Here is a 23,740-nt window from a genome sequence, read left to right on the forward strand (position 1 = left end):
GCACAGGCAACCCCCAACCCTGTGGGAGCGGGCTTGCTTGCGAAAGCGGTTTGCCAGTCAACATTGATGTTGGATGTGACGACCTCTTCGCGAGCAAACCCGCTCCCACAGGGTTTTGTGTCGTTACCTGTTAGTGGGCGTGGCAGTCGTTGATCGTCGCGCGTTCGCGGCCGCCGAGGATGTTGAACAGCAGGTTCAGCGACAGCGCACTTAGCGTCGCCATCGCAATGCCGCTGTGGGTGATCGGACTCATCCACAACGGCAGGTGAGCGAAGAACTCCGGACGGACCACCGGAATCAGCCCCATGCCGATGCTCACCGCCACCAGCAACTGGTTGCGACGGTCACCGATGTCGGCTTCCTGGAGAATCTTGATCCCGGTGGCGGCGACCATGCCGAACATCGCAATCGCCGCGCCGCCCAGTACCGCCGGCGGAATCGAGGCCACCAGGAACGCCGCTTTCGGCAACAGACTGAGCACCACCAGCAAACCACCGGCAACGATGGTCACCGAGCGGCAACGCACGCCGGTCATCTGCACCAGGCCGATGTTCTGCGCGAAGGAAGAGTGGGTGAAGGTGTTGAAGAAACCGGCGAAGAACGAGGCGCCGGCATCACACAGCAAGCCGCGACGCAGCATCCGTGGGCAGACTTCCTGGCCGGTGATTTTGCCCAGCGCGAGGAACATCCCGGTGGACTCGACGAAGATGATCACCACCACCAGGCACATGGACAGGATCGGTGCGAGTTCAAACTTGGGCATGCCGAAATGCAGCGGGGTGACGATCTGCAGCCAGGGCGCATCCGCCATGCCGCTGAGGTCGACCATGCCGATCACCCCGCAGATCACGTAGCCCAGGCACATGCCGATCAGCACGGAAATGTTGACCCAGAACCCGCGCATGAAGCGGTGGACCAACAGAATGGTGGCCAGCACCAGCGCGGCGATGGCCAGGTAAATCGGTGAACCGAATTGCGTGGCGCCAGCACCGCCGCCGGCCCAGTTGACGGCGACGGGGAACAGCGACAAACCGATCGAGGTGATGACTGTGCCGGTCACCAGCGGCGGGAAGAAGCGCACGACCTTGGACATGAACGGGGCGATGATCATGCCGAAAAAACCGGCGGCGATGGTTGCGCCGAAGATCCCTTGCAGACCGATGCCCGGCATGCCGGCCATGGCGACCATGCTGCCGACGGCGGCGAAGCTGGCGCCCATCATGACCGGCATGCGGATACCCATCGGGCCGATGCCCAGCGATTGCACGATGGTGGCGATGCCTGCGACCAGCAGGTCGGCATTGATCAGGAAGGCGATTTCTTCACGACTCAGGCCGGCGGCCTGTCCGATAATCAGCGGCACCGCGATGGCTCCGCCGTACATCAGCAGAACGTGTTGCAGACCGACAAGGATCAGTTGCAAAAGGGGCAAACGCTGAATAGCGGGTGCGTCGGGGATGCGCGCTTCGGATAGCTCGGACATGCAACACCTCGGATCTTTTTTATTCTTGTGATTTTGTGCATCAGGGCGACCGCGGCGCGGCCGTTCGCGGGCAAGCCTCGCTCCTACAGGTATTGGGTCGGTCGCATCATGTGTGAACGACATAAATCTGTAGGAGCGAGGCTTGCCCGCGAAGCTTTTCAACGATTAGTTGGTGGGCGCTCCCTGAACAATCCACGCACCGATCAGGTCACGTTCCTGCTGGGTCATCTGGGTGATGTTGCCCAGTGGCATGATCTGGCTGGTGACCGCTTGCGCCTGGATCCGCGCGGCGTTCTGGCGGATCTGCTCGGGGGTGTCGAACATCACACCGGCGGGTGCCGCGCTGAACAGCGGGCTGGTCGGTTTGGCCGAATGGCAGACCGAGCAACGTTCCTGGATCACGCTGTGCACCTTGTCGAAACTCGGGCCGGCGTTTGACGCCTGGACCGGTGCTTCAGCAGGTTTTGCAGCGGCAGGTTTGGCACCACCGCCGACGGCAGTTTCCGGCAGCGGCTGGTACTCGATGGTGCCAGGGGCCTTGGCCACTTCAGGTGCGCTCGGCATTTGCGCCGGGCCAGTCACGTAAGCCAGGCAAATCATGCCCACTGCCGCAACGGGCAGAGTCCAGGCGAACTTGTGGCTGTCATGACGGGTGTTGAAGTAGTGACGCACCAACACCGCCAGCACCGCGATCCCGGCCAGGATCAGCCAGTTGTACTGGCTGCCGTAAGTGCTCGGGAAGTGGTTGCTGATCATGATGAACAGCACTGGCAAGGTGAAGTAGTTGTTGTGACGTGAGCGCAGCAAGCCTTTGGCAGGCAGCGCCGGATCCGGCGTGCGGTTCTCGGCAATTGCAGCAACCAATGCACGCTGGGCGGGCATGATGATGCGGAACACGTTGCCGACCATGATGGTGCCGATGATCGCGCCGACGTGCAGGTACGCACCGCGACCACTGAACACTTTGCTGAAGCCGTAGGCGGCGCCAATGATCAGCACGAACAGGATGAAACCGAGCAGGGCAGGGCGTTTGCCCAGGGCCGAGTCGCAGAGGAAGGAGTAGACGAACCAGCCGACGAACAACGAAGCAATGCCCAGTGCGACCCCTTCAGGGCCGGTCAGGCTGCTGCCGGGTGCCAGCAGGTACAACGTCGGGTTGGAGTAGAACACCACGCACAGCAGCGCGATCCCCGACATCCAGGTGAAATAGGCTTCCCATTTGAACCAGTGCAGGTTGTCCGGCATGGTCGGTGGAGCCAGTTTGTATTTTTCCAGGTGGTAGATACCGCCGCCATGGATCGCCCACAGATCGCCGGCCAGACCGCTTTTCGGGTTGACCCGATTGAGGTTGTTTTCCAGCCAGACGAAATAGAACGACGCACCGATCCAGGCCACGCCAGTAATCATGTGAACCCAGCGCACGCTCAGGTTCAGCCATTCCAACAGATGTGCTTCCACAGTCTTTACCTCTCGCCTGTCACTCTGTTGTCGAGTGATCAGACCTTCTCTTATTGGTGGGGGGCAAGGATCAAACGCTCATCCTCTTTGAAAAAATGCTCATCGCAGTTATTGCCTGTGCCACTGCGATCAACCACCAGGAAGTCATCCCGCTTTTCGATCGTCAGCACCGGATGGTGCCAAACGCCGCGATGGTAATTAATGCCCTGCCTGCCGTTGGTGACGAAGGCGCGGACCAAGCCTGATACAGGTTCATCGCCAAGTGGCGCGACCACGATCAGAAAGGGGTTGCCGAGCAGCGGAATGAAAGCCTGGCTGCCCAGCGGGTGACGCTCCAGCATGCAGACGGTCAGCGGCATGTCCTGCGCATCGGCGCGGAAGATGCTGATGATCGCGTTGTCCTCTGGCTTGGCGGTTTCCACCGTCGCCAGTTTGTGGAAGCGCATGGTCGAACCGTTGTTGATCATGAAGTGATCGCTGCCGTCGGTTTCGATCACGTCACCGAAAGGGGCGAAGGCTTCTTTGGTCAGCGGTTCAATCGTCAGTGTGCGCATGCTGGTCTTCTTTTCGTTGAGTTCTGTGTTGTTTGATCTGGCGCCTTCGCGGGCAAGCCTCGCTCCTACAGGTATCACTGACCGTAGGAGCGAGGCTTGCCCGCGAAGGGCGCGCCGCTTATTTAGCGACCTTGCCCAAAACGCGCAGGCGGCTCACACCACCATCCGGGAACACGTTCAGGCGGATGTGGGTGATCGGGCCCAGCGCCTTGATCTGCTCGGCGAAGGTGTGTTCGGCGTGCATTTCCAGTTTCTGCGCCGGCAGCAATTCGCGCCAGAACAGCGATTGGGTTTCGATCTGGCTGTCGGTGCCGCCCTTCACGAACGCGCCCTGGATCGAGCAGGTGTCCGGGTAGTTGCCCTTGAAGTGCAGGGTGTCGACGATGACTTTTTCGATCTCGCCGGCATGACCCAGCGCGACGATGACCCAGTCATTGCCCGGTGTACGACGACGTGCGGTTTCCCAGCCATCGCCCATGTTGATGCCACGGCCCGGGTTGAGGATGTTGCTCATGCGGCCGAAGTGTTCGTCGGAGCAGGCGAGGGCGCGGCCACCGTTGAGGGCTGCAGCCAGGTCGACCTGCTCGTTGTCGCCGACAGCGGACCAGTCGCGGAACGGAACACCGTACACACGCAGACGGGCTACGCCACCATCCGGATAGATGTTGAAGCGCAGGTGGCTGAACGCCTGGTCGTTGCTGATTTCGTGGTAGTGGTGGCTGTTGCCTTGCAGCTCTACGGCCGACAGCACTTCAGTCCACTGGGTGTTGTCGTCCGGCTCGCCCGAGGCCAGGAAGCAGGCTTCCAGGGAGGCCGACGGCGGGAAGTTGCCGGTGAAGAATGAAGTGTCGATGTCCACGCCTTTGATCGAACCCGGTACGCCCAGGCGAATCACGGCGCTGTCGTAGCCTTCGAAGCGCTTGCGGCGCGACTCCCAGCCGTCCATCCACTTGCCGTTGTCATCGAACACGCCTTCTTTCCACACAGCCGGGGTCGGCTGGAACAGGCGGTTGGCATCAGCGAACCAGTCATCGGTGACCGAGATGATTTTGGTGCCCAGGCGGGTGTCGGCCAGGTTGACGAACTTCTCGAAAGGTACGGCGTAAGCTTTCATTCTTCTTGTCTGCCTTTAATTAGTTGGCTTGGGATGCTTGCAGTGCCCTGGGTGTCTTCGCGCTTTAAACACTCGGGCAAGGCTCGCTATAGGGTCAGTAAACGGAACAGGGCGATCTTGTTGATCTCCGCCAGCGCGCATTTGAATTCGGTATCCGCCGAATTGTGAATGCGCGTTTCGAACGCCGCGAGGATCTGATGCCGGTTGCTGCCTTTTACCGCCATGATGAAGGGAAACTTGAACTTGGCCTTGTAGGCGTCGTTCAGCTCGGTGAAGCGAGAAAACTCTTCGGCCGTGCATTGGTGAATACCGGCGCCAGCCTGCTCATTGGTGCTGGCTTCGGTCAACTGGCCCTGGACGGCGGCTTTGCCGGCCAGGTCCGGGTGAGCGTTGATCAGGGCCAGTTGGCTTTGCTGATCGGCGCTCAACAGGATGTCGCTCATGCGCTGGTGCAGGGTTTCGATCTCGTCGATCGAAGCGTCCTGGCCCAGGTCGAAAGCCTTCTCGGCCACCCATGGCGAATGTTCGTAGATGTCGGCGAAAGCGGCGACAAACGCGTCGCGGTTCAAGGACGAGGGTTTCAGCGTTTGAAAGGTGCTCATTTGGCAGCCCCTTGGTACGGGTGGGTTTCGTGCCAGTGGCGAGCGATGTCGACGCGACGGCTGAACCACACCTGTTCATGACTTTTAGCGTATTCGATAAAGCGCTTGAGCGAGGCCAGGCGCGCCGGACGGCCGATCAAACGGCAGTGCAGGCCGATCGAGAGCATTTTCGGTGCTTCGGCGCCTTCGGCATACAGCACGTCGAATGCGTCTTTGAGGTATTCAAAGAAATCATCGCCCTTATTGAAACCCTGGACCTGGGTGAAGCGCATGTCGTTGGTGTCCAGCGTGTACGGGATCACCAGGTGCGGCTTGCCGGTCGGGTTGTTCGGTTCCCAGTAGGGCAGGTCGTCGTCGTAAGTGTCGCAGTCGTAGAGGAAACCGCCTTCTTCCATCACCAGACGACGGGTGTTCGGGCCGGTGCGGCCGGTGTACCAGCCCAGTGGACGCTCGCCGGTGATTTCGGTGAGGACGCGGATCGCTTCGAGCATGTGCTCGCGCTCCTGCGCTTCATCCATGTACTGATAGTCGATCCAGCGGTAGCCGTGGCTGCAGATTTCATGGCCGGCATCGACCATCGCGCGGATCACGTCCGGGTGACGCTGGGCGGCCATGGCCACGGCGAAGATGGTCAGCGGAATGTCGAATTCCTTGAACAGTTTCAGAATCCGCCAGACGCCGGCACGGCTGCCATACTCGTAAAGGGATTCCATGCTCATGTTGCGCGCGCCTTGCAGCGGCTGCGCCGAGACCATCTCCGAGAGGAAGGCTTCGGATTCTTTATCGCCGTGCAGGATATTGCGCTCGCCGCCTTCTTCGTAATTGAGCACGAACGACAGGGCGATGCGGGCATTGCCCGGCCAGTGTGGGTGAGGAGGGTTACTGCCGTAACCGATCAGGTCGCGTGGGTAGTCAGCGCTCACTGCAGTCTTCCTTCTTATTCGTTGACAGGTTGTGTGGCGTGCCTGCAGATGGGAAGTCAGGCTGGCGTCACAGCGATGGGCTGATTGTATACAACTTTATATTCACTTTGTAAGCCTGATTTTTTGCATTTTTGATGAGCTGTCATCTTTTCATGTTATTGCAAGAAACCTGCCTGATTGGTCAGCTTGTGGGTGGAAGGTCCTTTGAGCGTAAGGTTTGGCGATGGATTCGCCGCTAAACCCTGAATGGCGGGGGTAACGCTAAAAATGTCGTTTTTATTGTGTACAATTTTTTTGAAAAGTGTCTTAATCAGTCGCTCGCCGCAGCGTTTCGTGCTTCGAAACGGTGCGGTCTCCTTTTCAACTGACTTCGGGAGGCGCGAGGTCTGACTGCTCCACGCAGGCAGGCGCGCAGAATCAATGGGACGTTTGACTACACACGTTTTGGACGCTGCACACGGTTGCCCGGGCAGCTCGATCAAGGTCGAGTTGTACCGCGTTGAAGGCTCGCAGCTGGAATTGGTCGCCAGCGCGATCACCAACAGCGACGGCCGGGTCGATGCACCGTTGCTGCAAGGCGATGACTACCGTTCCGGGGTCTACCAGGTTCAGTTTCATGCGGGCGATTACTACCGCGCCCGTGGCGTTCAGCTGCCGGAGCCGGCGTTCCTGGACGTGGTGGTGCTGCGATTTGGCATCTCTGCGGAACAGGATCACTACCATGTGCCACTGCTGATTTCGCCCTACAGCTATTCCACGTACCGCGGCAGCTGATCCCCCAAGCAGCTGCCTCAACCTGGAAGCGACTGCGCATATAGCTTCTTTGGTCTTTTGCCCGCTCACACTGCGGGCTTTTTTTTGCCGGCTGGAAAGTCAAAAGATCGCAGCCTCGTTGCACTCGACAACTCCTACATGGAAACGCATTCCGCCTGTAGGAGCTGTCGAGTGCAACGAGGCTGCGATCTTTTGATCTTAGCGGCTCAACAACGATGCAGCGCCTGCCCCACTGAACAACCCCGCACTCACCCGATTAAACCAACTCTGCCCCTTGCCGCTGCGCAAATACCGCGCCGCGCCGTGCGCACCCAGCCCATAAGCCAACTTGCACAGCAGATCCAACACCGTCCACGTCGCAATCATCACCAGCAACTGCGGCAGGAATGGCTGTTCGGCGCTGAGGAACTGAGGCAGGAAAGCGGCGAAGAACAGAATGTCCTTAGGATTGCTCGCGCCCAGTACAAACGCGCGTCCAAAGAGTGCGCGAAAACGCGGAACCGGCGCGGCTTCGGGCACTTCTGCGCCGACCGATGGCTGGCGTGATTGCTGCCAGCTCTGCCAGGCGAGGTAGAACAGGTACAGGGCACCGACGATTTTCAGCGCGCTGAACAGCTGTTCCGATGCCAGCAGCAACGCACCCAAGCCAAGCGCGGAAGCACTCAACAGGCAGATCGAAGCAAACACGCCACCCAGAAACGCCGGGTATGAGCGGCGCAAACCGTAATTCAGACTGTTGCTGATCATCAGCAACGACAGGGGCCCCGGGATCAGGATCACCACCAGCGCAGCGCCGCTGAACAGCAGCCAGGTTTCCAGACTCATCACTTTCCTCCATTTGTGCAAAAGCCCCACCCGGCGGGGTGAGGCTGTTTTGAAACACTGTTTTTGAAACGTATACGGGTTACAAGAAAATGAACTTGGCGATGAAGATCGCGCAGAGTACCCACAGACTGACGGAAATTTCCTTGTGCTTGCCAGTGAAGGCCTTCAGCACCACGTAAGTGATGAAGCCCAGCGCAATACCGTCGGCGACCGAGAAGGTCAGCGGCATCATGATCGCGGTGACGATCGCCGGAATGCTGTCGGTCGCCTCGTCCCATTCGATGTGCGCCATACCGCCCATCATCAACATCGCCACGTAAATCAGCGCACCGGCAGTCGCGTAAGCGGGAATCATGCCGGCCAGCGGTGCGAAAAACATTGCGGCAATAAATAGCACACCTACGGTCACGGCGGTAAGACCAGTCCGACCACCCGCCGCTACACCCGCGGCACTTTCCACATAACTTGTGACGGGAGGTACACCGACCACCGCACCAAACACACTGGAAGCACTGTCGGCTTTCATGGCGCGGGAGAGGTTTTCGATACGGCCGTCAGCGTTCACCAGGTTGGCGCGCTGGGCCACACCCATCAGGGTGCCGGCGGTGTCGAACATGTGCACGAAGAGGAAGGCCAGCACCACGCTGATCATGCTGACGTTGAACACGCCGGCGACGTTCATGGCCATCCAGGTCGGCGCCAGGCTCGGCGGGGCAGACATGATGCCTTCGTAGTGGACGAGGCCCAGGCCCCAGCCCGCGAGGGTCACGGTGATGATGCTGATGAGAATCGCGCCGAACACTTTGTGGTAGCTGAGTACGGCGATCATCAGGAAGCAGATGGCGGCCAGCAGCGGGCCGGGTTCGCGCAGGGAGCCGAGCTTGATCAGGGTGGCCGGGCTATCGACGACGATGCCGGCGGTTTTCAGACCGATCAACCCCAGGAACAGACCTACGCCGGCGCCCATGGCATAACGCAAACTCACCGGAATGCTGTTGAGCAGCCATTCGCGAATTCGGGAAAAGGTCAGGAACATGAACAGCACACCGGAAACAAACACCGCGCCGAGGGCGGTTTCCCAGTTGTAGCCCATGGTGCCGACCACGGTGTAGGTGAAGAATGCGTTCAAGCCCATGCCCGGTGCCAGGCCGACCGGCCAGTTGGCGTAGAGGCCCATCAACAGGCAACCCAGGGCAGCCGCGATGCAGGTCGCGACGAACGCGGCGCCATGATCGATCCCGGCATCGGCCATGATGTTGGGGTTAACGAAGATGATGTACGCCATGGTAATGAAGGTTGTCAGACCGGCAATCAGCTCGGTCTTCACCGTGGTGCCATGCAAGCTGAGTTTGAAGATGCGCTCCAGCCAGCCATTGCGTAACGGCGGCGAGAGTTCCAGCGTCGGGGCTTCGGATTTGCGGCTTTCCACAGCGAGTACTCCTCAAGAGTTTTATTTTTATTTCCAGGGCCGGACCCATGAGGGTGGCAGCGGCCCTTTGAGGCACTTGCGAATTTGTTGACCGGTTGGTCAGGAACTCGCACGAAGTGGATTATGCTTTTGTATACAAATAAAGCAAATAATGTTTTTGGTTTTGTAGACGAAAAGATTGGTAATAGGGATATATCGCCGGGAGGGATGCTTTCGCGAGCCGTCTATCGTCGGTGTGCGGGCGAAAAAAAACCGGCGATCGGCCGGTTTATTTTCTGTTCGGGATTTGCAATGTTGGTGCGGGCCTCATCGCGAGCAAGCTCGCTCCCACTGGTTTTGTAAGCACCACAGATCACTGTGGGAGCGGGCTTGCCCGCGATGGCGTCAGTCAAACCACCACAAAACCATCAGGCCGTAGCAAATCGCTTGTCCAGATAATCAATAATCACCTTGGACTCATACATCCAAGTGGTCTGCCCATTCTCTTCAATACGCAGGCACGGCACCTTGATCTTGCCGCCTTGCTCCAGCAGGGTCTGGCGGTCCAGTTCGCTGTTCTTCGCATCGCGCAACGCCACTGGCACATTCAGGCGACGCAGGGTGCGGCGGGTTTTCACGCAGAACGGGCAGGCATGAAACTGATACAGCGTCAGGTCCTTGGCGGCCGTTTCGACCTGGGCTTGAGCGGCGGCGGGGCGCTGCTTCTTGCTTGGGCGGGTGATGAAGTCGATGAAGATGATCAGTTGGCCAAGGCCGACACGAAGCGCTTTTACGAACACGGAATAAGCCTCACAGGGCGAACGGAAGGCGCGCAGCTTACCTGATTTTTCTCAGGCGAAAAAAAACCGGCGATGAATGCCGGTTTTCTTCGTGTAACAAATTACTTGATCAGGCTGAGAAACTCGCTGCGAGTCGCCGCGTTTTCGCGGAACTCACCCAGCATCACCGAGGTGATCATCGACGAATTCTGTTTCTCCACACCGCGCATCATCATGCACATGTGCTTGGCCTCGATCACCACCGCAACGCCCAGGGCGCCGGTGACTTGCTGGACCGCATCGGCGATCTGGCGGCTGAGGTTTTCCTGGATCTGCAGGCGGCGGGCGTACATATCGACGATCCGCGCGACTTTCGACAGGCCCAACACTTTGCCGCTCGGGATGTAGGCGACGTGGGCCTTGCCGATAAACGGCAGCAGGTGGTGTTCGCACAACGAGTAGAGCTCGATGTCCTTGACCAGCACCATTTCGCTGTTGTCGGAGCTGAACAAGGCACCGTTGGTGACTTCTTCCAGTGTCTGTTCATAGCCGCGGCAAAGGTACTGCATGGCTTTGGCGGCACGCTTTGGCGTGTCGAGCAGGCCCTCGCGGGAGACGTCCTCGCCCAATTGGCCGAGAATCGCGGTGTAATTCTGTTCCAGGGACATGAAACTACCTGTGGGGATTTTCGCAAAGGGCAAGGGTACGGTGGCAAACACGGCGCTGCAAGCGTGAAGCGACAGCTTTACTCGTCACGACCTTCCATCATGGTCCGTTTGAGCATCACATAAACCGCGCCGGCGCCGCCGTGTTTCGGTTGGCACGAGGTGAAGCCGAGTACTTGGGAATGCTGACGCAACCACGTGTTGACGTGGCTTTTGATCATCGGCCGCTTGCCGTCCAGACGCACGGCCTTGCCGTGGGTGACGCGCACGCAGCGGATTTCAAATTTGGTTGCTTCGGCGAGGAATGCCCAGAGGGTCTCCCGTGCTTTCTCCACTGTCATCCCATGCAGATCGAGGCTGCCTTCGAACGGAATCTGTCCGATCTTGAGCTTGCGCATCTGGCTTTCCTGAACACCGTCACGGGCCCACATCAACTCGTCTTCCGGGCCGACATCGATCACGAACTGATCGGACAGACCGTCAACGGTGGTGGCATCGGTGCGAACGGTCGCGGCCTGGCGCAGCTTGGCGATTTGCGCGCGGTCGGCCTTGGGTTTGCCGGTTTCGGCGCGATCGTGCTTGATCGGCTTGACGCCTTGGATCGCACTTTTGAACAGGGAAAAATCGTCGTCTTGCATGTCAGCCTCCGCGAAGGGCGGCCAGTTTACCCAAGTCGAGGCGCTATCCATAACAATTGAGGCCCGCCTGAGCGCCGGGCCTTTGATTCAATCGTGTTTTTTCATCAGGTGCGGGGACATGTTCAGCTCTCGCGACTGGCGCGAGCGGCGACGGCAGCGACGCCACAGCCACACCCCGATATAAAGCACGAACAGGCCAACCGCCAGAATGATCGCCGAGCCCAGCGGGCTGGCATTCAACTCGCCCAGGGCCGGGGGGCGACCCAGCAGGCTGGCGGCACCGGCCATTGCCAGCAACACACCGCACGTCGCCAGCAAGGCAGCAAAGGCTGCGCCGAATCGAAAACGCCAATTGCGTTGGCCCTTGGGCCGCAAGCGGCGTGCATCAAAACCATCGGATAACTTCATTCCGACCTTCCTCAATGGGTATCGGCCCTTCGACCGGGAGTTGTCCGGGTTGTTCCTGAGGCTAAGTCAATTGCAGCAAATGAGAGGCTTTTGCGGATGAGCGGCGGTATTGACCGCTCTTCGTGGCCGATCAGATCAGTTCGTGAGTGAGGGCGAGGGTGGCGAAGTTGTCCGCCATGATCGCCATTTCAGTCTGTTGAACATGCTCGGCCGTGAGTACGCCACCCTTGTAGGGCAAATCGCGCGTTGCGCAGGCGTCTTCAACCAAGGTGCAGCGAAAGCCCAGGTTCTTCGCTGCACGCACGGTGGTGCTGACGCTGGAGTGACTCATGAAGCCGCATACGATCAGGTCCAGGGAACCCAGGTTCTGCAAGCGTTCCAGCAATTCGGTGCCATGAAACGCACTCGGCAGCAGTTTGCCGATGATGGTTTCGTCCGCCTGTGGCTCAAGGCCCGGGATGAACTCACCGCGTTCGCCCTGTGGATCGAACAGCCCGCCGACGGTGCCGAGATGGCGCACATGCACGATCGGACGGCCGGCTGCACGGGCAGCGGCGACCAGTTGCTTGATGTTCGCGACGGCAGCATCCATGCCGCTCAGGGCCAGCGGGCCGCTGAGGTATTCTTTCTGGGCATCGATGATGACAAGGGTCGCATGACCCAGATTGGCTGCTGCGTAACCGCGGCCGCTGAGTTGAAACATCGTTTTTGGAACGGACATTCTGGGGCTCCTTGGAGTGGGGCTTTTGCGACATTGTCCTCTGGCTGAGCGGTTCTGTGAATCGCTACTATCGTAGGCGCCGTCGTTGCTGGCGTGCAGCCTTGTCAAGATGCAGGTTTTGTTCAATAGCCAACAGCAAAAATGGATATGTCCTACATCTGATCCGCTGTTTTCCCGCGTCGTCGTGGCGCGTTTTGGCTGTTAGAATCGCCAGTCGTTTTTTCTGGAGTTTACCCCCGTGATCACTTCCCGCCTTCGTACCCTGCGTGACCATATCCGTTGGGCCGTCAGCCGCTTCCATGGGGAGGATCTGTTTTTCGGCCATGGGACCGACAACGCCTGGGACGAAGCCCGTCAATTGGTGTTGGGTGCCTTGCACTTGCCGTGGGAAATCGCCGACAGCTACCTCGACTGCAATCTGGAAGAGGACGAGTTGGTCAACTTGCAGCGCATGCTCAAGCGCCGCATCGAAGAACGCATTCCCACTGCTTACCTGCTGGGCGAAGCGTGGTTTTGCGGCATGTCATTCATCGTCGACGAGCGCGTGCTGATCCCGCGTTCACCGATTGGCGAGCTGATCGAAAAACGCTTTGAACCGTGGTTGGGCGCCGAGCCTGCGCGGATTCTCGACCTGTGCACCGGTTCCGGTTGCATCGGCATCGCCTGCGCCTACGAGTTCCAGAACGCCGAAGTGGTGCTGGCCGATCTGTCGTTCGAAGCGCTGGAAGTGGCCAACCAGAACATCGAGCGCCACGGCGTTGATGAGCGGGTGTACACCGTTCAGGGCGATGGGTTTGATGGCTTGCCGGGTCAGCGTTTCGACCTGATCGTGTCGAACCCGCCTTACGTCGATGCGGAAGATTTCGCTGACATGCCGGATGAATACCAGCATGAACCTGAGCTGGGCCTGGCCTGCGGTGATGATGGTCTGAACCTGGTGCGACGGATGCTCGCCGAGGCGGCGGATCATTTGACCGAGAAGGGCTTGTTGATTGTTGAAGTAGGCAACAGCCAGGTTCACGTCGAGGCGCTGTACCCGGAAGTCGACTTCGCCTGGCTCGATTTCGAGCGCGGCGGGCACGGTGTGTTCATGCTGAGCGCGGAGCAGTGCCGCGATCATCAGGCTTTGTTCGCTTCCCGCGTCTGACCCTTAAAAGCAAAAGATCGCAGCCTCGTTGCACTCGACAGCTCCTACAGGATGGACGCATTCCAATGTAGGAGCTGTCGAGTGCAACGAGGCTGCGATCTTTTGATCTAACGGTGTGTCGCAATCCAGATCAACAACCCCGCCTGAAACACCGCAAACGCCACCAGGCACGTAATGGTAAAGCGCAGCCCGGCGTCTTCACGCTTGTACTTGCTGACCTTCTCTTCGTGTTTCTTCAGCTTCACTTCCTGCTCGGCCAGATTCTGCTCGGCCTGCTGGAGCATCTGCGCCGCTTCAAGGATTTCCACCAGTTGCAGCTTTTCGGTGTTCCAGTCACCCACCAGGTCTTCGACCTTTACTTCTTTGACGCTGCCCTTCAAATGCTGGGCGTCGGCGTAGACCACCTCAAAGCCATGGGCCTTGAGAAAGTGATCACGGCGCAGGCGGGTGTCTTCGTTCAACGCATCTTTATTGTTCAGATCCGTGCCGTCGACGGTGTAGCCGGGCCAGCGCTTCTTCGCCCAAGCGATGCCCTGAGCGGCCATGAACCGGCCGATGCCGCGGTTCATCGGTTCAATCTGCAAGCCGCTTTCAGGCTCGAAATGCACACGTTTGGTGGTGTGATTGACCCACACGTCCAGGTGATTCTGCTCTTTGCGCACGCGCTGGCCGGGCAGCTTGATGCTCATGCGCATCAGGCTGTGTTCCTTGCTGTTGCGGTCGGCGTAACCGAATTCGACAAAGCGCAGCGGCCGCCCACCGGTATTGCGGTCGGTCTGCAGCGGCGCCAGACGGAGCATCTTGTGGTGCTCGACATGGACATCCGCCCACGGCAGCTCGACCGCTGGCGGTGCGTCTTTTTCAGCGGTCGTGTCGGGTGAAGTCTGGGTATCAGTCATAACGGCGAGATCCTGTCCAAGCTCTGCTTGTCGCCAGTCATAGCGCTGGCGACAAAGGCTTATCGGCCGTTTTTTTCAGGACTGGAGGGTAAAAGCCTCTTAACTGGCGCGAAGTCCGTCAATAAACCCGAGGATGCGCGCGCCAAGTTCGGCGGCCAGGGGCAATTGTGGATCCTTGTAAGAGGCCATTTGCCGTTTCACGTCGTTGGGCACGATGCGCATGACGTGGTTCATGCCTTCGATCAGCGCCAGTTCGGCGTCCGGTTTGGCGGCCTTGAGCATCCGGGCGTCACCGACGCCGACCTGAATGTCGTTGCTGCCCTGAATGATCAGCGCCGGCATCTTCAATTTGCCGAACGCCGCCGCCGGGTCCTGGCGGAACAGCGAAATCAGATAAGGCTGCACGCTCGGGCGGAAGATCACCTGCAACTGCGGTGGCACGTTGTCGTCGGTTTTGCCGGCCTTGAGGCTGTCGAGCAGTTCATTGCTGCGCAGCATCAGCGGCGGTGGCAGGCGATTGCTCAATTGCTGACGCAACACCTCATCGATCGGGCGAGCGCTGCCGGACATGGAGATAACCGCTGCGGCATCGGCGTTCGGTGCGGCGAGGCTGGCAATCAAGGCGCCTTCGCTATGGCCCAGCAGAATCAGCTGGCCAAAGCGCGGATCGGTTTTGAGCTTGCGGCCCCAGGCTTCGGCATCGGCCACATAGGCCTCCACCGACAGATTGCGCTCGTCCGGCGTCGCCGCGAGGCTCGCCGCCACGCCGCGCTTGTCGTAACGCACGCTGGCGATGTTGTGTTTGGCCAGCACCCAGGCCAGCCGCTTGAGGCTGTCGTTGCGTCCGCCGTCGGGGTTGTTGCCGTCGCGATCCGTAGGACCGGAGCCGGAAATGATCAGGACAACCGGCACCGGGGTCTCGGATTTCGGCAGCAACAGCGAGCCGAAAAGCTCTCCGGTGCCGGTATCCAGCGTGATCGGGCGTTGCAGGACAGTGGCCTGGGCAAAGCCGGTAAACAGGGTAAGGCTCAAGGCTAGAACTCGCAGCATCATCACGCCATCATTCACAAAGGTGCCGGTTGGACTCGCGGGCACCCATAAGGTTCGAGGATGAACTACTTGGGTAGCCTGCGTATACTGGCGCGCATTACGTATTCAGGTTCATTTCACGGAGCGTCCTGCATGTCCGGCAATACCTACGGCAAGCTGTTCACTGTCACCACCGCGGGCGAAAGCCATGGTCCGGCGTTGGTCGCCATTGTCGACGGCTGCCCGCCGGGGCTGGAGATCTCCCTTGAGGATTTGCAGCGCGACCTGGACCGCCGCAAGCCCGGCACCAGCCGCCACACCACCCAGCGCCAGGAAGCCGACGAAGTCGAAATCCTCAGCGGCGTGTTCGAAGGTCGCACCACCGGGTGCGCCATCGGCCTGTTGATCCGCAACACCGACCAGAAGTCCAAGGACTACTCGGCGATCAAGGACCTGTTCCGCCCGGCCCACGCCGACTACACCTACCACCACAAGTACGGCGAGCGCGATTACCGCGGCGGCGGTCGCAGCTCGGCGCGGGAAACCGCCATGCGCGTGGCGGCCGGCGCGATAGCCAAGAAATACCTGGCCACCCAGGGCATCGTCATTCGCGGCTACATGAGCCAGCTCGGCCCGATCGAAATCCCGTTCAAGACTTGGGACTCGGTGGAAGAGAACGCATTCTTCAGCCCTGACCCGGATAAGGTCCCGGAACTGGAAGCCTATATGGACCAGTTGCGCCGTGATCAGGATTCGGTCGGTGCGAAGATCACCGTCGTCGCCGAAGGCGTGATGCCCGGCCTCGGCGAGCCGATCTTCGACCGCCTCGACGCTGAACTGGCCCATGCGCTGATGAGCATCAACGCGGTCAAAGGCGTGGAAATCGGCGCCGGTTTCGCCAGCGTCGCCCAGCGCGGCACCGAACACCGCGACGAAATGACCCCGGAAGGTTTCCTCAGCAACAACGCCGGCGGCATTTTGGGCGGCATCTCGTCCGGTCAGCCAATCGTTGCGCACCTGGCGCTCAAGCCAACCTCGAGCATCACTACGCCGGGCCGCTCGATCGACGTTCATGGCAACCCGGTCGATGTCATCACCAAGGGCCGTCACGACCCGTGCGTCGGCATCCGCGCCACGCCGATCGCCGAAGCGATGATGGCCATCGTGCTGATGGATCACCTGTTGCGTCATCGCGGGCAGAATGCCGACGTGCGCGTGAGCACGCCGGTGCTGGGTCAGCTTTAATGGCTGACCTTAATGCCGCTGCGGTCTGACGACGTGGCGGCGCTCCCGTACTGGCGGCTTTCCAGTTTCTATCTGTTCTATTTCGCCTTGCTCGGTTCGACAGCGCCGTTTCTGGCGCTGTACTTCGATCACCTGGGCTTTTCCAGTGCGCGCATCGGCGAGCTGGTGGCGATCCCGATGCTGATGCGTTGCGTGGCGCCGAACATCTGGGGCTGGCTCGGTGACTACACCGGCCGACGCCTGGCCATCGTGCGCTTCGGCGCCGTCTGCACGTTGCTGACGTTCTCGCTGATTTTCGTCAGCAAGACCTACGCCTGGCTGGCGATGGTCATGGCCCTGCACGCGTTCTTCTGGCACGCGGTGTTGCCGCAGTTCGAAGTCATCACCCTCGCTCACTTGAACGGGCAGACCTCGCGCTACAGTCAGATCCGCCTCTGGGGTTCCATCGGTTTCATCATTACCGTGGTCGCGCTCGGCCGCATGTTCGAATGGCTGAGCCTCGACATCTATCCGGTGGCGCTGGTGCTGATCATGGCCGGCATCGTCATCAGCAGCCTGTGGGTGCCCAATGCGCAACCGGTTCAGGGCGAGCGAATTGCCGGAGACGGATTTCTCCGGCAGTTGCGCAATCCCGGTGTGCTGGCGTTTTACGGCTGCGTGGCGCTGATGCAGGTGAGTCACGGGCCTTATTACACCTTTTTGACCCTGCACCTTGAACGGCTCGGTTACAGCCGAGGCGTGATCGGCATGCTCTGGGCGGTCGGCGTGGTCGCCGAAGTCCTGATGTTCCTGGCCATGAGCAAGATCCTCGCGCGTTTTTCGGTGCGTCGGGTCCTGTTTGTAAGCTTTCTGTTGGCGGCCGTGCGCTGGTTGCTGCTGGGATCGTTGGCCGAATTCCTCTGGGTCTTGTTGTTCGCCCAGGTACTGCACGCCGCAACGTTCGGCAGCTTTCACGCCGCTGCCATCCAATTCGTGCAACGTAGCTTCGGTGCGCGCCAGCAAGGGCAGGGCCAGGCGCTTTATGCCGCGCTGGCCGGCACCGGTGGCGCATTGGGCGCGTTGTATTCCGGCTACAGCTGGAACGCCCTCGGCGCCACGTTCACCTTTAGTATTGCCAGTCTCGCAGCCTTCGCCGCTGCCGTTATCATTGCCACACGCATGCAAGAGGACAGGCCATGAGCCTTACCCGTGAACACCTCGCCCAGGAAATCATCGATGCCGGGCGTTTTCTGTATGGTCGCGGCTGGTCGCCGGCCACCAGCAGCAATTATTCGACCCGCCTGTCGGCAACCGAAGCGCTGCTGACTGTGTCCGGCAAGCACAAAGGCCAGTTGGGTGCGGATGATGTGCTGGCCACTGACTTGTCGGGCAACAGCCTGGAACCGGGCAAAAAGCCGTCCGCCGAAACCCTGCTGCACACCCAGCTCTACAGCTGGCGCCCGGAAATCGGCGCGGTGTTGCATACCCATTCGGTGAACGCCACGGTGCTGTCGCGCCTGACGCCGGAAGCGTTCATCGAGTTCGAAGATTACGAACTGCAAAAAGCCTTCAGCGGCGTCTCGACTCATGAGTCCCGGGTGCGCGTGCCGATTTTCGACAACGATCAGGACATTGCGCGTCTCGCCGCCAAGGTGCAGCCTTGGCTCGAAGCTCACCCCGATTGCGTCGGCTACCTGATTCGCGGCCACGGTCTCTACACCTGGGGCGCGCGCATGAGCGACGCGCTGCGGCAGATCGAGGCGTTTGAATTTCTGTTCGAGTGCGAGTTGAAGATGCGCTCACTCTTGAACCATAAAAGCTGAACCGTTAAGGAGTTGCCCTGATGAGCAGCCTGTCCGTTTACCACGTCTCAAGCCCTGACCTTCCGAACAAGGTGCTGACCCATTTCGAAGACATCGCCGCGACCCTGGCCGAACAGGGCGTGCGTTTCGATCGCTGGCAAGCCACGGCGAAAATCCAGCCGGGCGCCAGTCAGGAAGAAGTGATCGCCGCGTACCAGGAACAGATCGACAAGCTGATGACCGAGCGCGGTTACCTCACCGTCGACGTGATCAGCCTGAACAGCGATCACCCGCAAAAAGCCGAGCTGCGCGCCAAGTTCCTCGACGAACACCGGCATGGCGAAGACGAAGTACGATTTTTCGTCGCCGGCCGTGGGCTGTTCACCCTGCACATCGACGATTACGTCTACGCGGTTCTCTGCGAGAAGAACGACCTGATCTCGGTCCCGGCCGGTACGCCGCACTGGTTCGACATGGGCGAACATCCGCATTTCGTCGCGATCCGACTGTTCAACAACCCTGAAGGCTGGGTGGCCAACTTCACCGGCGAAGACATCGCCAGCCGCTTCCCGCGTCTTGAGGACTGAGCCGATGCCGATCAAAGCGATTCTCACCGACATCGAAGGCACCACCAGCGCGGTAAGTTTTGTGTTCGACGTGCTGTTTCCGTACGCCGCCAAACACCTGCCGGACTTCGTTCGCCAGCATGCCGAACGCGCCGATGTCGCCGAGCAACTGGCCGCCGTGCGCCGCGACAGCAATGAGCCGGACGCCGACGTTGAGCGGGCAATCGACATCCTGTTGGGCTGGATTGCCGAAGACCGCAAAGCCACACCGCTGAAAGCGTTGCAAGGCATGGTCTGGGAGCAGGGCTATCAGGCCAGGCAGTTGAAAGGCCACGTTTACCCGGATGCCGTTGAAGCGCTCAAGCGCTGGCATCAGGACGGATTCAAACTGTTTGTTTATTCCTCAGGCTCGATCCAGGCGCAAAAGCTGATCTTCGGCTGCTCGGAGGCGGGGGATTTGTCGCCGCTGTTCAGCGGCTACTTCGACACCACGTCGGGGCCCAAGCGAGAAGCGCAATCTTACGAACGCATTACTCAAGCCATCGGGGTGGAAGCTGCACAGATTGTGTTTCTGTCCGATATCGTCGAGGAACTGGACGCGGCGCGCGCGGCCGGCATGGGCACGTGCGGGCTGGCCCGAGAGGGTGGAGAGCTGGCAGGGCATGTGACCGTCGACAGTTTTGCGCGGATCGATCTTTCCACGTTCTAAGCCACAACGCCCATACCCTGTGGGAGCGGGCTTGCTCGCGAAAGCGGTGTGTCAGGTTATACATCTGTCGACTGACACACCGCTTTCGCGAGCAAGCCCGCTCCCACAGGGAATCGTGCTATGTCAGAAATCAAAACAGGCCGTGGAGCGAAAGCTCTCACGGCCTGTTTGTGTGCAGCGTATTTATTTACACAACCGCAGGGTTCACGCCGAGTGATAGGTCGGCAGGGCAAACCGTTGCTGGCTTTGCAGCATGGAGATCTGCGGCAGTTCACTGGCCTGTTCGGCCAGGTCACGGCGAATGGCACTGATCACCCACGACAGCTGATCGCCGGCGTGCAATTGCTGGTACGAAATCGAACGCTTGAACACTTTGCCTTCGGCGCTGCGCAGGGTCAGCAGAATGCCGCCGTCAGGACGCGACTGGGTGTTCACTTCGAAGTTGGAGAACAGGGAGGTAAATTTTTCTTGGATCAGGCTCATGTCTATCAGCTCCGTTAGCACTTGATTGGCAAGCATGGAGAGGTAGTTGCAGTGATTGTGCCAGCACCTGATATTTTTAAAGTCGTTATAAATCAATAGCTTATGTTTTTGGTGATTTTTTGCTTTCGTGCAAACTGCATGAATAGCCATCGTGCATCCTGCATTTTGCGTGGTCGGCCATGATTCGATGGAACCAATCACTCGCGCTGAGGTTCGCGATCTCGAACGCACGGGGCGCGGATACAAAACATTTCAAAAACCGCGTGTACAGCTCAAGAACCGCTGACGTATTTTCGGACTCATAGACCGCCGCCCGACAATAAAAAGATCGAACGGGAGCAAGCATGAGCGACACGATTACCTGGGGCATGATGCTCCGCAAGCTGCCTTCCATTGCCAAAGCCATTCCGCGCGTGGTGAGAGGCATGAAAGTCGCCAACGTCAAGGACCCGACCCAACCGTGTGGCCTCGGCTGGACCTTCGAGCAGGCGACTTTGCGCCACCCCGACGGGCCGGCGTTAATGCAGGGCGACGTGACGCTGAGTTATGCACAGGTCAACCAGTGGGCCAATCGCATCGCCCATCACTTGATTGCCCAAGGCATCCAAAAGGGCGATGTGGTGGCGGTTTTTCTCGAGAACCGCCCGGAACTGCTGGTGACGATATTGGCGGTGGCCAAGGTCGGCGCGATCAGTGCTTTGCTCAATACCTCGCAAACCCGCGACACCCTGGCCCACAGCCTGAACCTGGTGGCGCCAGCGGCGATCATTGTTGGCGAAGAACTGGTCCCGGCTTTCAGTGCAGTCCGCGAGCGGGTGTCGATCGCACCGACGCGCACCTGGTTTGTCGCCGATCAAGATACCTACCGTCATCCGGGCAATGCGCCCGACGGTTTTATCAATCTGATGAGCGCCAGCGCCCAGGCGTCCAGCGAGAATCCGGCCAGCAGCCAGCAGGTTTTTTTCGACGATCCTTGTTTCTACATCTACACCTCAGGCACCACCGGATTGCCCAAGGCGGGCGTGTTCAAACACGGTCGCTGGATGCGCAGCTCGGCGAGTTTCGGCCAGATCGCCCTGAATATGCAGCCCGAGGATGTCGTCTATTGCACCTTGCCGCTGTACCACGCCACCGGGCTCTGTGTGTGCTGGGGCTCGGCGATCAGCGGCGCCGCAGGATTTGCCATCCGCCGCAAATTCAGCGCCAGCCAGTTCTGGAACGACGTGCGTAAATACCGGGCGACCACCCTCGGCTACGTCGGCGAATTGTGCCGCTATTTGGTGGATCAGCCGCCAAGCGCCGATGACAACAAACACCACGTCACCAAGATGATCGGCAATGGCCTGCGCCCCGGTGCCTGGCGCGAGTTCAAGACGCGCTTTGGCGTTGAGCACATCTGTGAGCTGTATGCCGCCAGCGACGGCAATATCGGGTTCACCAACATCCTCAACTTCGACAACACCATCGGTTTTTCCCTGATGGCCTGGGAGCTGGTGGCCTACGACCACGACAGCGGCCTGCCGATTCGGGATGCCAAAGGCTTCATGCGTAAAGTCGCCAAAGGCGAGCAGGGCCTGTTGTTGGCGAGAATCGACGACAAGGCGCCACTGGACGGTTACACCGATCCGCAGAAGACCGAAAAAGTCGTGCTGCACGACGTGTTCACCCAGGGCGACCGCTACTTCAACACCGGCGACCTGCTGCGCAACATTGGTTTTGGTCATGCCCAGTTTGTGGATCGATTGGGCGACACCTACCGCTGGAAGGGTGAAAACGTCTCGACCACCGAGGTCGAAAATATCCTGCTGCAACACCCGAACATTTCAGAAGCCGTGGCGTATGGCGTGGAAATCCAGAACACCAATGGACGTGCCGGCATGGCCGCCATCACCCCGGCAGAATCCCTGGCGACTCTGGATTTCAGCGAGCTGCTGGACTTTGCCCGTCAGCAAATGCCCGCGTATGCGGTGCCGCTTTTCCTGCGGGTGAAAGTGAAAATGGAAACCACCGGGACCTTCAAATACCAGAAGACCCGACTCAAGGACGAAGCCTTCGACCCCAGCAAAACCGGCGATGACCCAATCTACGCCTGGCTGCCCGGCACCCAGACTTACGTGCAAGTCACTCCGCAGTTGCTGGCGGATATTCACGGCGGCGCTTTTCGTTATTGAAAGCAGCGCTATTGAATGTGGCTATGGCGGCTCTTGAGAAAAAAGAAGTGACAGCCTCGGGGCTGCTCGGGAAACTGTCGGCTTTCCAAATGACAGACAGTGGAGTCCCCGATGTCAGACCAAAGCCGCCAGATGACCCCCGAAGAAGCCGCTGAATTCGCCGAACAGGTATTCAACAAGGCGCGCGAGGGCGATGCGGCCATGATGGCTGCGCTGCTGACCAAAGGCCTGCCGCCGAACCTGCGTAACCACAAGGGCGACACCTTGCTGATGCTCGCCGCCTACCACGGCCATGTGGAGACGGTAAAAGTGCTGCTGGAACACAAGGCCGATCCGGAAATCCGCAACGACAATGGCCAAAGCCCGATTGCCGGCGCCGCGTTCAAGGGCGACCTCGCAGTGGTCAAGGCGTTGGTCGAGGGTGGCGCGCAGGTGGAAGGTTCGTCCTTCGATGGCCGCACGGCGCTGATGATGGCGGCGATGTTCAACCGCGTTGAAATCGTTGATTACCTGATCAGCAAAGGCGCTGACCCGAAAGCCAAGGATGCCAATGGCGTCACCGCGCTGGACGCCGCCAAAACCCTGGGCGCCGTCGACACCACCGCGCAGTTAGAGAAATTGCTGGCGTAACGCCCTGTAGGAGTGAGGGTAGCCCGCGAAGGCGCAGTGTCAGTCGACATCAACGTGAATGACACTACGCCTTCGCGGGCTACCCTCACTCCTACAAAAAGCAAACATCGGGATTATTGCGCTATCCTTCGCGCCCTCAAAATTCACTCGCTACAGGATCCGCCCCATGAAAGCCGCACTCGTCGAACTCATCACTAAAATCAGCTCCGGGTGCATGAGCGATGACGAAATCCTCAAAGTCGCTGACGAAGCGGCCCAGGCCTACGCCGATCCCGAGGCTTTTCTGACGGCCAATCCGGATATCAACTACGACGAAACGTTCCCGATTCCACTGGGTGAGTGGGTGGTTGTCGGCAGCCTGCCGGAAACCGTGCTGTTCCAGGCTGACACCTACGTCGACCTGTTCGCCCAGATCGTCGCTTCGTTCGGTCCCGGTGTTGATTTCAATATCAAACCCAAGCAACTGGCCAAGACTGAGGCCCTGACCGCGCTCAATCGCATTCAGGTGCAGATGGGCAGCATGAACAAGGAAAACGGCGGTTACACGCTGATGAACTTCAGCCAGTTGCTCGACGACGAACTGCAAGTGGTGCTGGTCTTTGGCAACGACGTGCCGCGCGTCCTCGAGTTGTGCGCCGAAGTGGGTATCACCGCCGCGCCATCGCTCGAAGCGCTGAAAATCGCGGTCCACGTTTAAAAAACGGAACCCTCGTCAGGCCCGGCTATCC

Annotated in this window: 25 protein-coding genes and 1 pseudogene; 10 read left to right on the forward strand and 16 right to left on the reverse strand. The window is 59.5% G+C overall.

Going from position 1 to position 23,740, the window contains the following annotated elements; all coding sequences use genetic code 11:
• Positions 1 to 130: 130 nt before the first annotated feature.
• The 6 genes from ACA049_RS09085 to puuE form a co-directional block, all read right to left on the reverse strand.
• Complete coding sequence (locus tag ACA049_RS09085) at positions 131 to 1,483, reverse strand: nucleobase:cation symporter-2 family protein (protein WP_497334782.1); 1,353 nt, start codon at positions 1,481 to 1,483, stop codon at positions 131 to 133.
• A gap of 165 nt (positions 1,484 to 1,648) precedes the next feature.
• Complete coding sequence (locus ACA049_RS09090; protein ID WP_219095573.1) at positions 1,649 to 2,941, reverse strand: urate hydroxylase PuuD; 1,293 nt, start codon at positions 2,939 to 2,941, stop codon at positions 1,649 to 1,651.
• A 50-nt stretch (positions 2,942 to 2,991) separates the two neighbouring features.
• On the reverse strand, positions 2,992 to 3,495 hold the full coding sequence (locus ACA049_RS09095; protein ID WP_150702853.1) for an ureidoglycolate lyase: 504 nt from the start codon (positions 3,493 to 3,495) through the stop codon (positions 2,992 to 2,994).
• A 118-nt stretch (positions 3,496 to 3,613) separates the two neighbouring features.
• The gene (alc, locus tag ACA049_RS09100; RefSeq protein WP_497334785.1) at positions 3,614 to 4,609 is read right to left on the reverse strand and encodes an allantoicase; all 996 of its coding nucleotides are present in this window, start codon (positions 4,607 to 4,609) and stop codon (positions 3,614 to 3,616) included.
• Between the two features lie 86 nt (positions 4,610 to 4,695).
• Positions 4,696 to 5,211, reverse strand: coding sequence for a 2-oxo-4-hydroxy-4-carboxy-5-ureidoimidazoline decarboxylase (gene uraD / locus ACA049_RS09105; RefSeq protein WP_497334787.1), 516 nt, complete (start codon positions 5,209 to 5,211; stop codon positions 4,696 to 4,698).
• Complete coding sequence (gene puuE / locus ACA049_RS09110) at positions 5,208 to 6,134, reverse strand: allantoinase PuuE (RefSeq protein WP_059404690.1); 927 nt, start codon at positions 6,132 to 6,134, stop codon at positions 5,208 to 5,210. Before puuE ends, uraD begins: the two co-directional genes overlap by 4 nt.
• Positions 6,135 to 6,554: 420 nt before the next feature.
• Here puuE and uraH point away from each other — a divergent pair, with 420 nt between their 5' ends.
• Positions 6,555 to 6,908, forward strand: a complete 354-nt coding sequence (gene uraH, locus ACA049_RS09115; RefSeq protein ID WP_010456673.1) for a hydroxyisourate hydrolase — start codon at positions 6,555 to 6,557, stop codon at positions 6,906 to 6,908.
• 198 nt (positions 6,909 to 7,106) lie between these two features.
• On the opposite strand, the gene ACA049_RS09120 is transcribed toward uraH, so the two are convergent.
• From ACA049_RS09120 to ACA049_RS09150, 7 genes are all read right to left on the reverse strand, one after another.
• The gene (locus tag ACA049_RS09120) at positions 7,107 to 7,733 is read right to left on the reverse strand and encodes a LysE family translocator (RefSeq protein ID WP_497334789.1); all 627 of its coding nucleotides are present in this window, start codon (positions 7,731 to 7,733) and stop codon (positions 7,107 to 7,109) included.
• Between the two features lie 79 nt (positions 7,734 to 7,812).
• Entirely contained in the window at positions 7,813 to 9,162 is a 1,350-nt protein-coding gene (locus ACA049_RS09125) for an NCS2 family permease (protein ID WP_109628747.1), read from the reverse strand.
• A gap of 407 nt (positions 9,163 to 9,569) precedes the next feature.
• Positions 9,570 to 9,941 carry a glutathione S-transferase N-terminal domain-containing protein gene (locus ACA049_RS09130; protein ID WP_497334791.1) on the reverse strand — a complete coding sequence of 124 codons (372 nt, stop codon included), beginning with the start codon at positions 9,939 to 9,941 and terminating at the stop codon, positions 9,570 to 9,572.
• 101 nt (positions 9,942 to 10,042) lie between these two features.
• On the reverse strand, positions 10,043 to 10,588 hold the full coding sequence (folE, locus tag ACA049_RS09135) for a GTP cyclohydrolase I FolE (protein WP_003204506.1): 546 nt from the start codon (positions 10,586 to 10,588) through the stop codon (positions 10,043 to 10,045).
• Positions 10,589 to 10,665: 77 nt separating this feature from the next.
• Positions 10,666 to 11,223 carry a Smr/MutS family protein gene (locus ACA049_RS09140; RefSeq protein ID WP_131062440.1) on the reverse strand — a complete coding sequence of 186 codons (558 nt, stop codon included), beginning with the start codon at positions 11,221 to 11,223 and terminating at the stop codon, positions 10,666 to 10,668.
• 87 nt (positions 11,224 to 11,310) lie between these two features.
• Positions 11,311 to 11,631 (reverse strand): hypothetical protein, encoded by a 321-nt coding sequence (locus ACA049_RS09145; RefSeq protein ID WP_010456650.1) that lies wholly within the window; start codon positions 11,629 to 11,631, stop codon positions 11,311 to 11,313.
• A gap of 130 nt (positions 11,632 to 11,761) precedes the next feature.
• Positions 11,762 to 12,352, reverse strand: a complete 591-nt coding sequence (locus ACA049_RS09150) for a cysteine hydrolase family protein (RefSeq protein ID WP_497334793.1) — start codon at positions 12,350 to 12,352, stop codon at positions 11,762 to 11,764.
• A 238-nt stretch (positions 12,353 to 12,590) separates the two neighbouring features.
• Between ACA049_RS09150 and prmB the strand changes: the two genes are divergently transcribed.
• Positions 12,591 to 13,499: a 50S ribosomal protein L3 N(5)-glutamine methyltransferase gene (prmB, locus tag ACA049_RS09155; RefSeq protein ID WP_219095565.1), complete on the forward strand. Its 909-nt coding sequence runs from the start codon at positions 12,591 to 12,593 to the stop codon at positions 13,497 to 13,499.
• A 107-nt stretch (positions 13,500 to 13,606) separates the two neighbouring features.
• Here prmB and ACA049_RS09160 read toward each other — a convergent pair whose 3' ends face one another.
• Together ACA049_RS09160 and ACA049_RS09165 are read right to left on the reverse strand one after the other, a co-directional pair.
• Positions 13,607 to 14,398, reverse strand: a complete 792-nt coding sequence (locus ACA049_RS09160) for a hypothetical protein (RefSeq protein WP_497334795.1) — start codon at positions 14,396 to 14,398, stop codon at positions 13,607 to 13,609.
• Between the two features lie 99 nt (positions 14,399 to 14,497).
• Positions 14,498 to 15,497, reverse strand: a pseudogene (locus ACA049_RS09165) (alpha/beta hydrolase).
• An 83-nt stretch (positions 15,498 to 15,580) separates the two neighbouring features.
• Between ACA049_RS09165 and aroC the strand changes: the two are divergent.
• Genes aroC through mtnC form a run of 5 tightly spaced genes read left to right on the forward strand, consistent with a single transcriptional unit; the run spans position 15,581 to position 19,728 of the window.
• On the forward strand, positions 15,581 to 16,672 hold the full coding sequence (gene aroC / locus ACA049_RS09170) for a chorismate synthase (protein ID WP_497334797.1): 1,092 nt from the start codon (positions 15,581 to 15,583) through the stop codon (positions 16,670 to 16,672).
• 12 nt (positions 16,673 to 16,684) lie between these two features.
• Positions 16,685 to 17,851, forward strand: coding sequence for an MFS transporter (locus ACA049_RS09175; protein ID WP_497334799.1), 1,167 nt, complete (start codon positions 16,685 to 16,687; stop codon positions 17,849 to 17,851).
• Entirely contained in the window at positions 17,848 to 18,474 is a 627-nt protein-coding gene (locus tag ACA049_RS09180; protein ID WP_497334801.1) for a methylthioribulose 1-phosphate dehydratase, read from the forward strand. Before ACA049_RS09175 ends, ACA049_RS09180 begins: the two co-directional genes overlap by 4 nt.
• A 20-nt stretch (positions 18,475 to 18,494) precedes the next feature.
• Positions 18,495 to 19,040 carry a 1,2-dihydroxy-3-keto-5-methylthiopentene dioxygenase gene (locus ACA049_RS09185; protein WP_497334803.1) on the forward strand — a complete coding sequence of 182 codons (546 nt, stop codon included), beginning with the start codon at positions 18,495 to 18,497 and terminating at the stop codon, positions 19,038 to 19,040.
• A 4-nt stretch (positions 19,041 to 19,044) separates the two neighbouring features.
• Complete coding sequence (mtnC, locus tag ACA049_RS09190; RefSeq protein ID WP_497334805.1) at positions 19,045 to 19,728, forward strand: acireductone synthase; 684 nt, start codon at positions 19,045 to 19,047, stop codon at positions 19,726 to 19,728.
• A gap of 204 nt (positions 19,729 to 19,932) precedes the next feature.
• Here mtnC and ACA049_RS09195 read toward each other — a convergent pair whose 3' ends face one another.
• Positions 19,933 to 20,211: a DUF3509 domain-containing protein gene (locus tag ACA049_RS09195; RefSeq protein ID WP_497334807.1), complete on the reverse strand. Its 279-nt coding sequence runs from the start codon at positions 20,209 to 20,211 to the stop codon at positions 19,933 to 19,935.
• A 344-nt stretch (positions 20,212 to 20,555) separates the two neighbouring features.
• On the opposite strand from ACA049_RS09195, the gene ACA049_RS09200 reads away from it, so the two are divergent.
• The 3 genes from ACA049_RS09200 to ACA049_RS09210 all read left to right on the forward strand — a co-directional run bounded on the left by ACA049_RS09200 (position 20,556) and on the right by ACA049_RS09210 (position 23,709).
• Positions 20,556 to 22,382: a long-chain-acyl-CoA synthetase gene (locus ACA049_RS09200; RefSeq protein ID WP_497334809.1), complete on the forward strand. Its 1,827-nt coding sequence runs from the start codon at positions 20,556 to 20,558 to the stop codon at positions 22,380 to 22,382.
• Between the two features lie 111 nt (positions 22,383 to 22,493).
• Positions 22,494 to 23,012, forward strand: a complete 519-nt coding sequence (locus ACA049_RS09205) for an ankyrin repeat domain-containing protein (protein ID WP_403100834.1) — start codon at positions 22,494 to 22,496, stop codon at positions 23,010 to 23,012.
• 166 nt (positions 23,013 to 23,178) lie between these two features.
• Positions 23,179 to 23,709, forward strand: a complete 531-nt coding sequence (locus ACA049_RS09210) for a hypothetical protein (protein ID WP_497334811.1) — start codon at positions 23,179 to 23,181, stop codon at positions 23,707 to 23,709.
• Positions 23,710 to 23,740: the final 31 nt, after the last annotated feature.

It is taken from the genome of Pseudomonas sp. LBUM1662 (assembly GCF_059695915.1).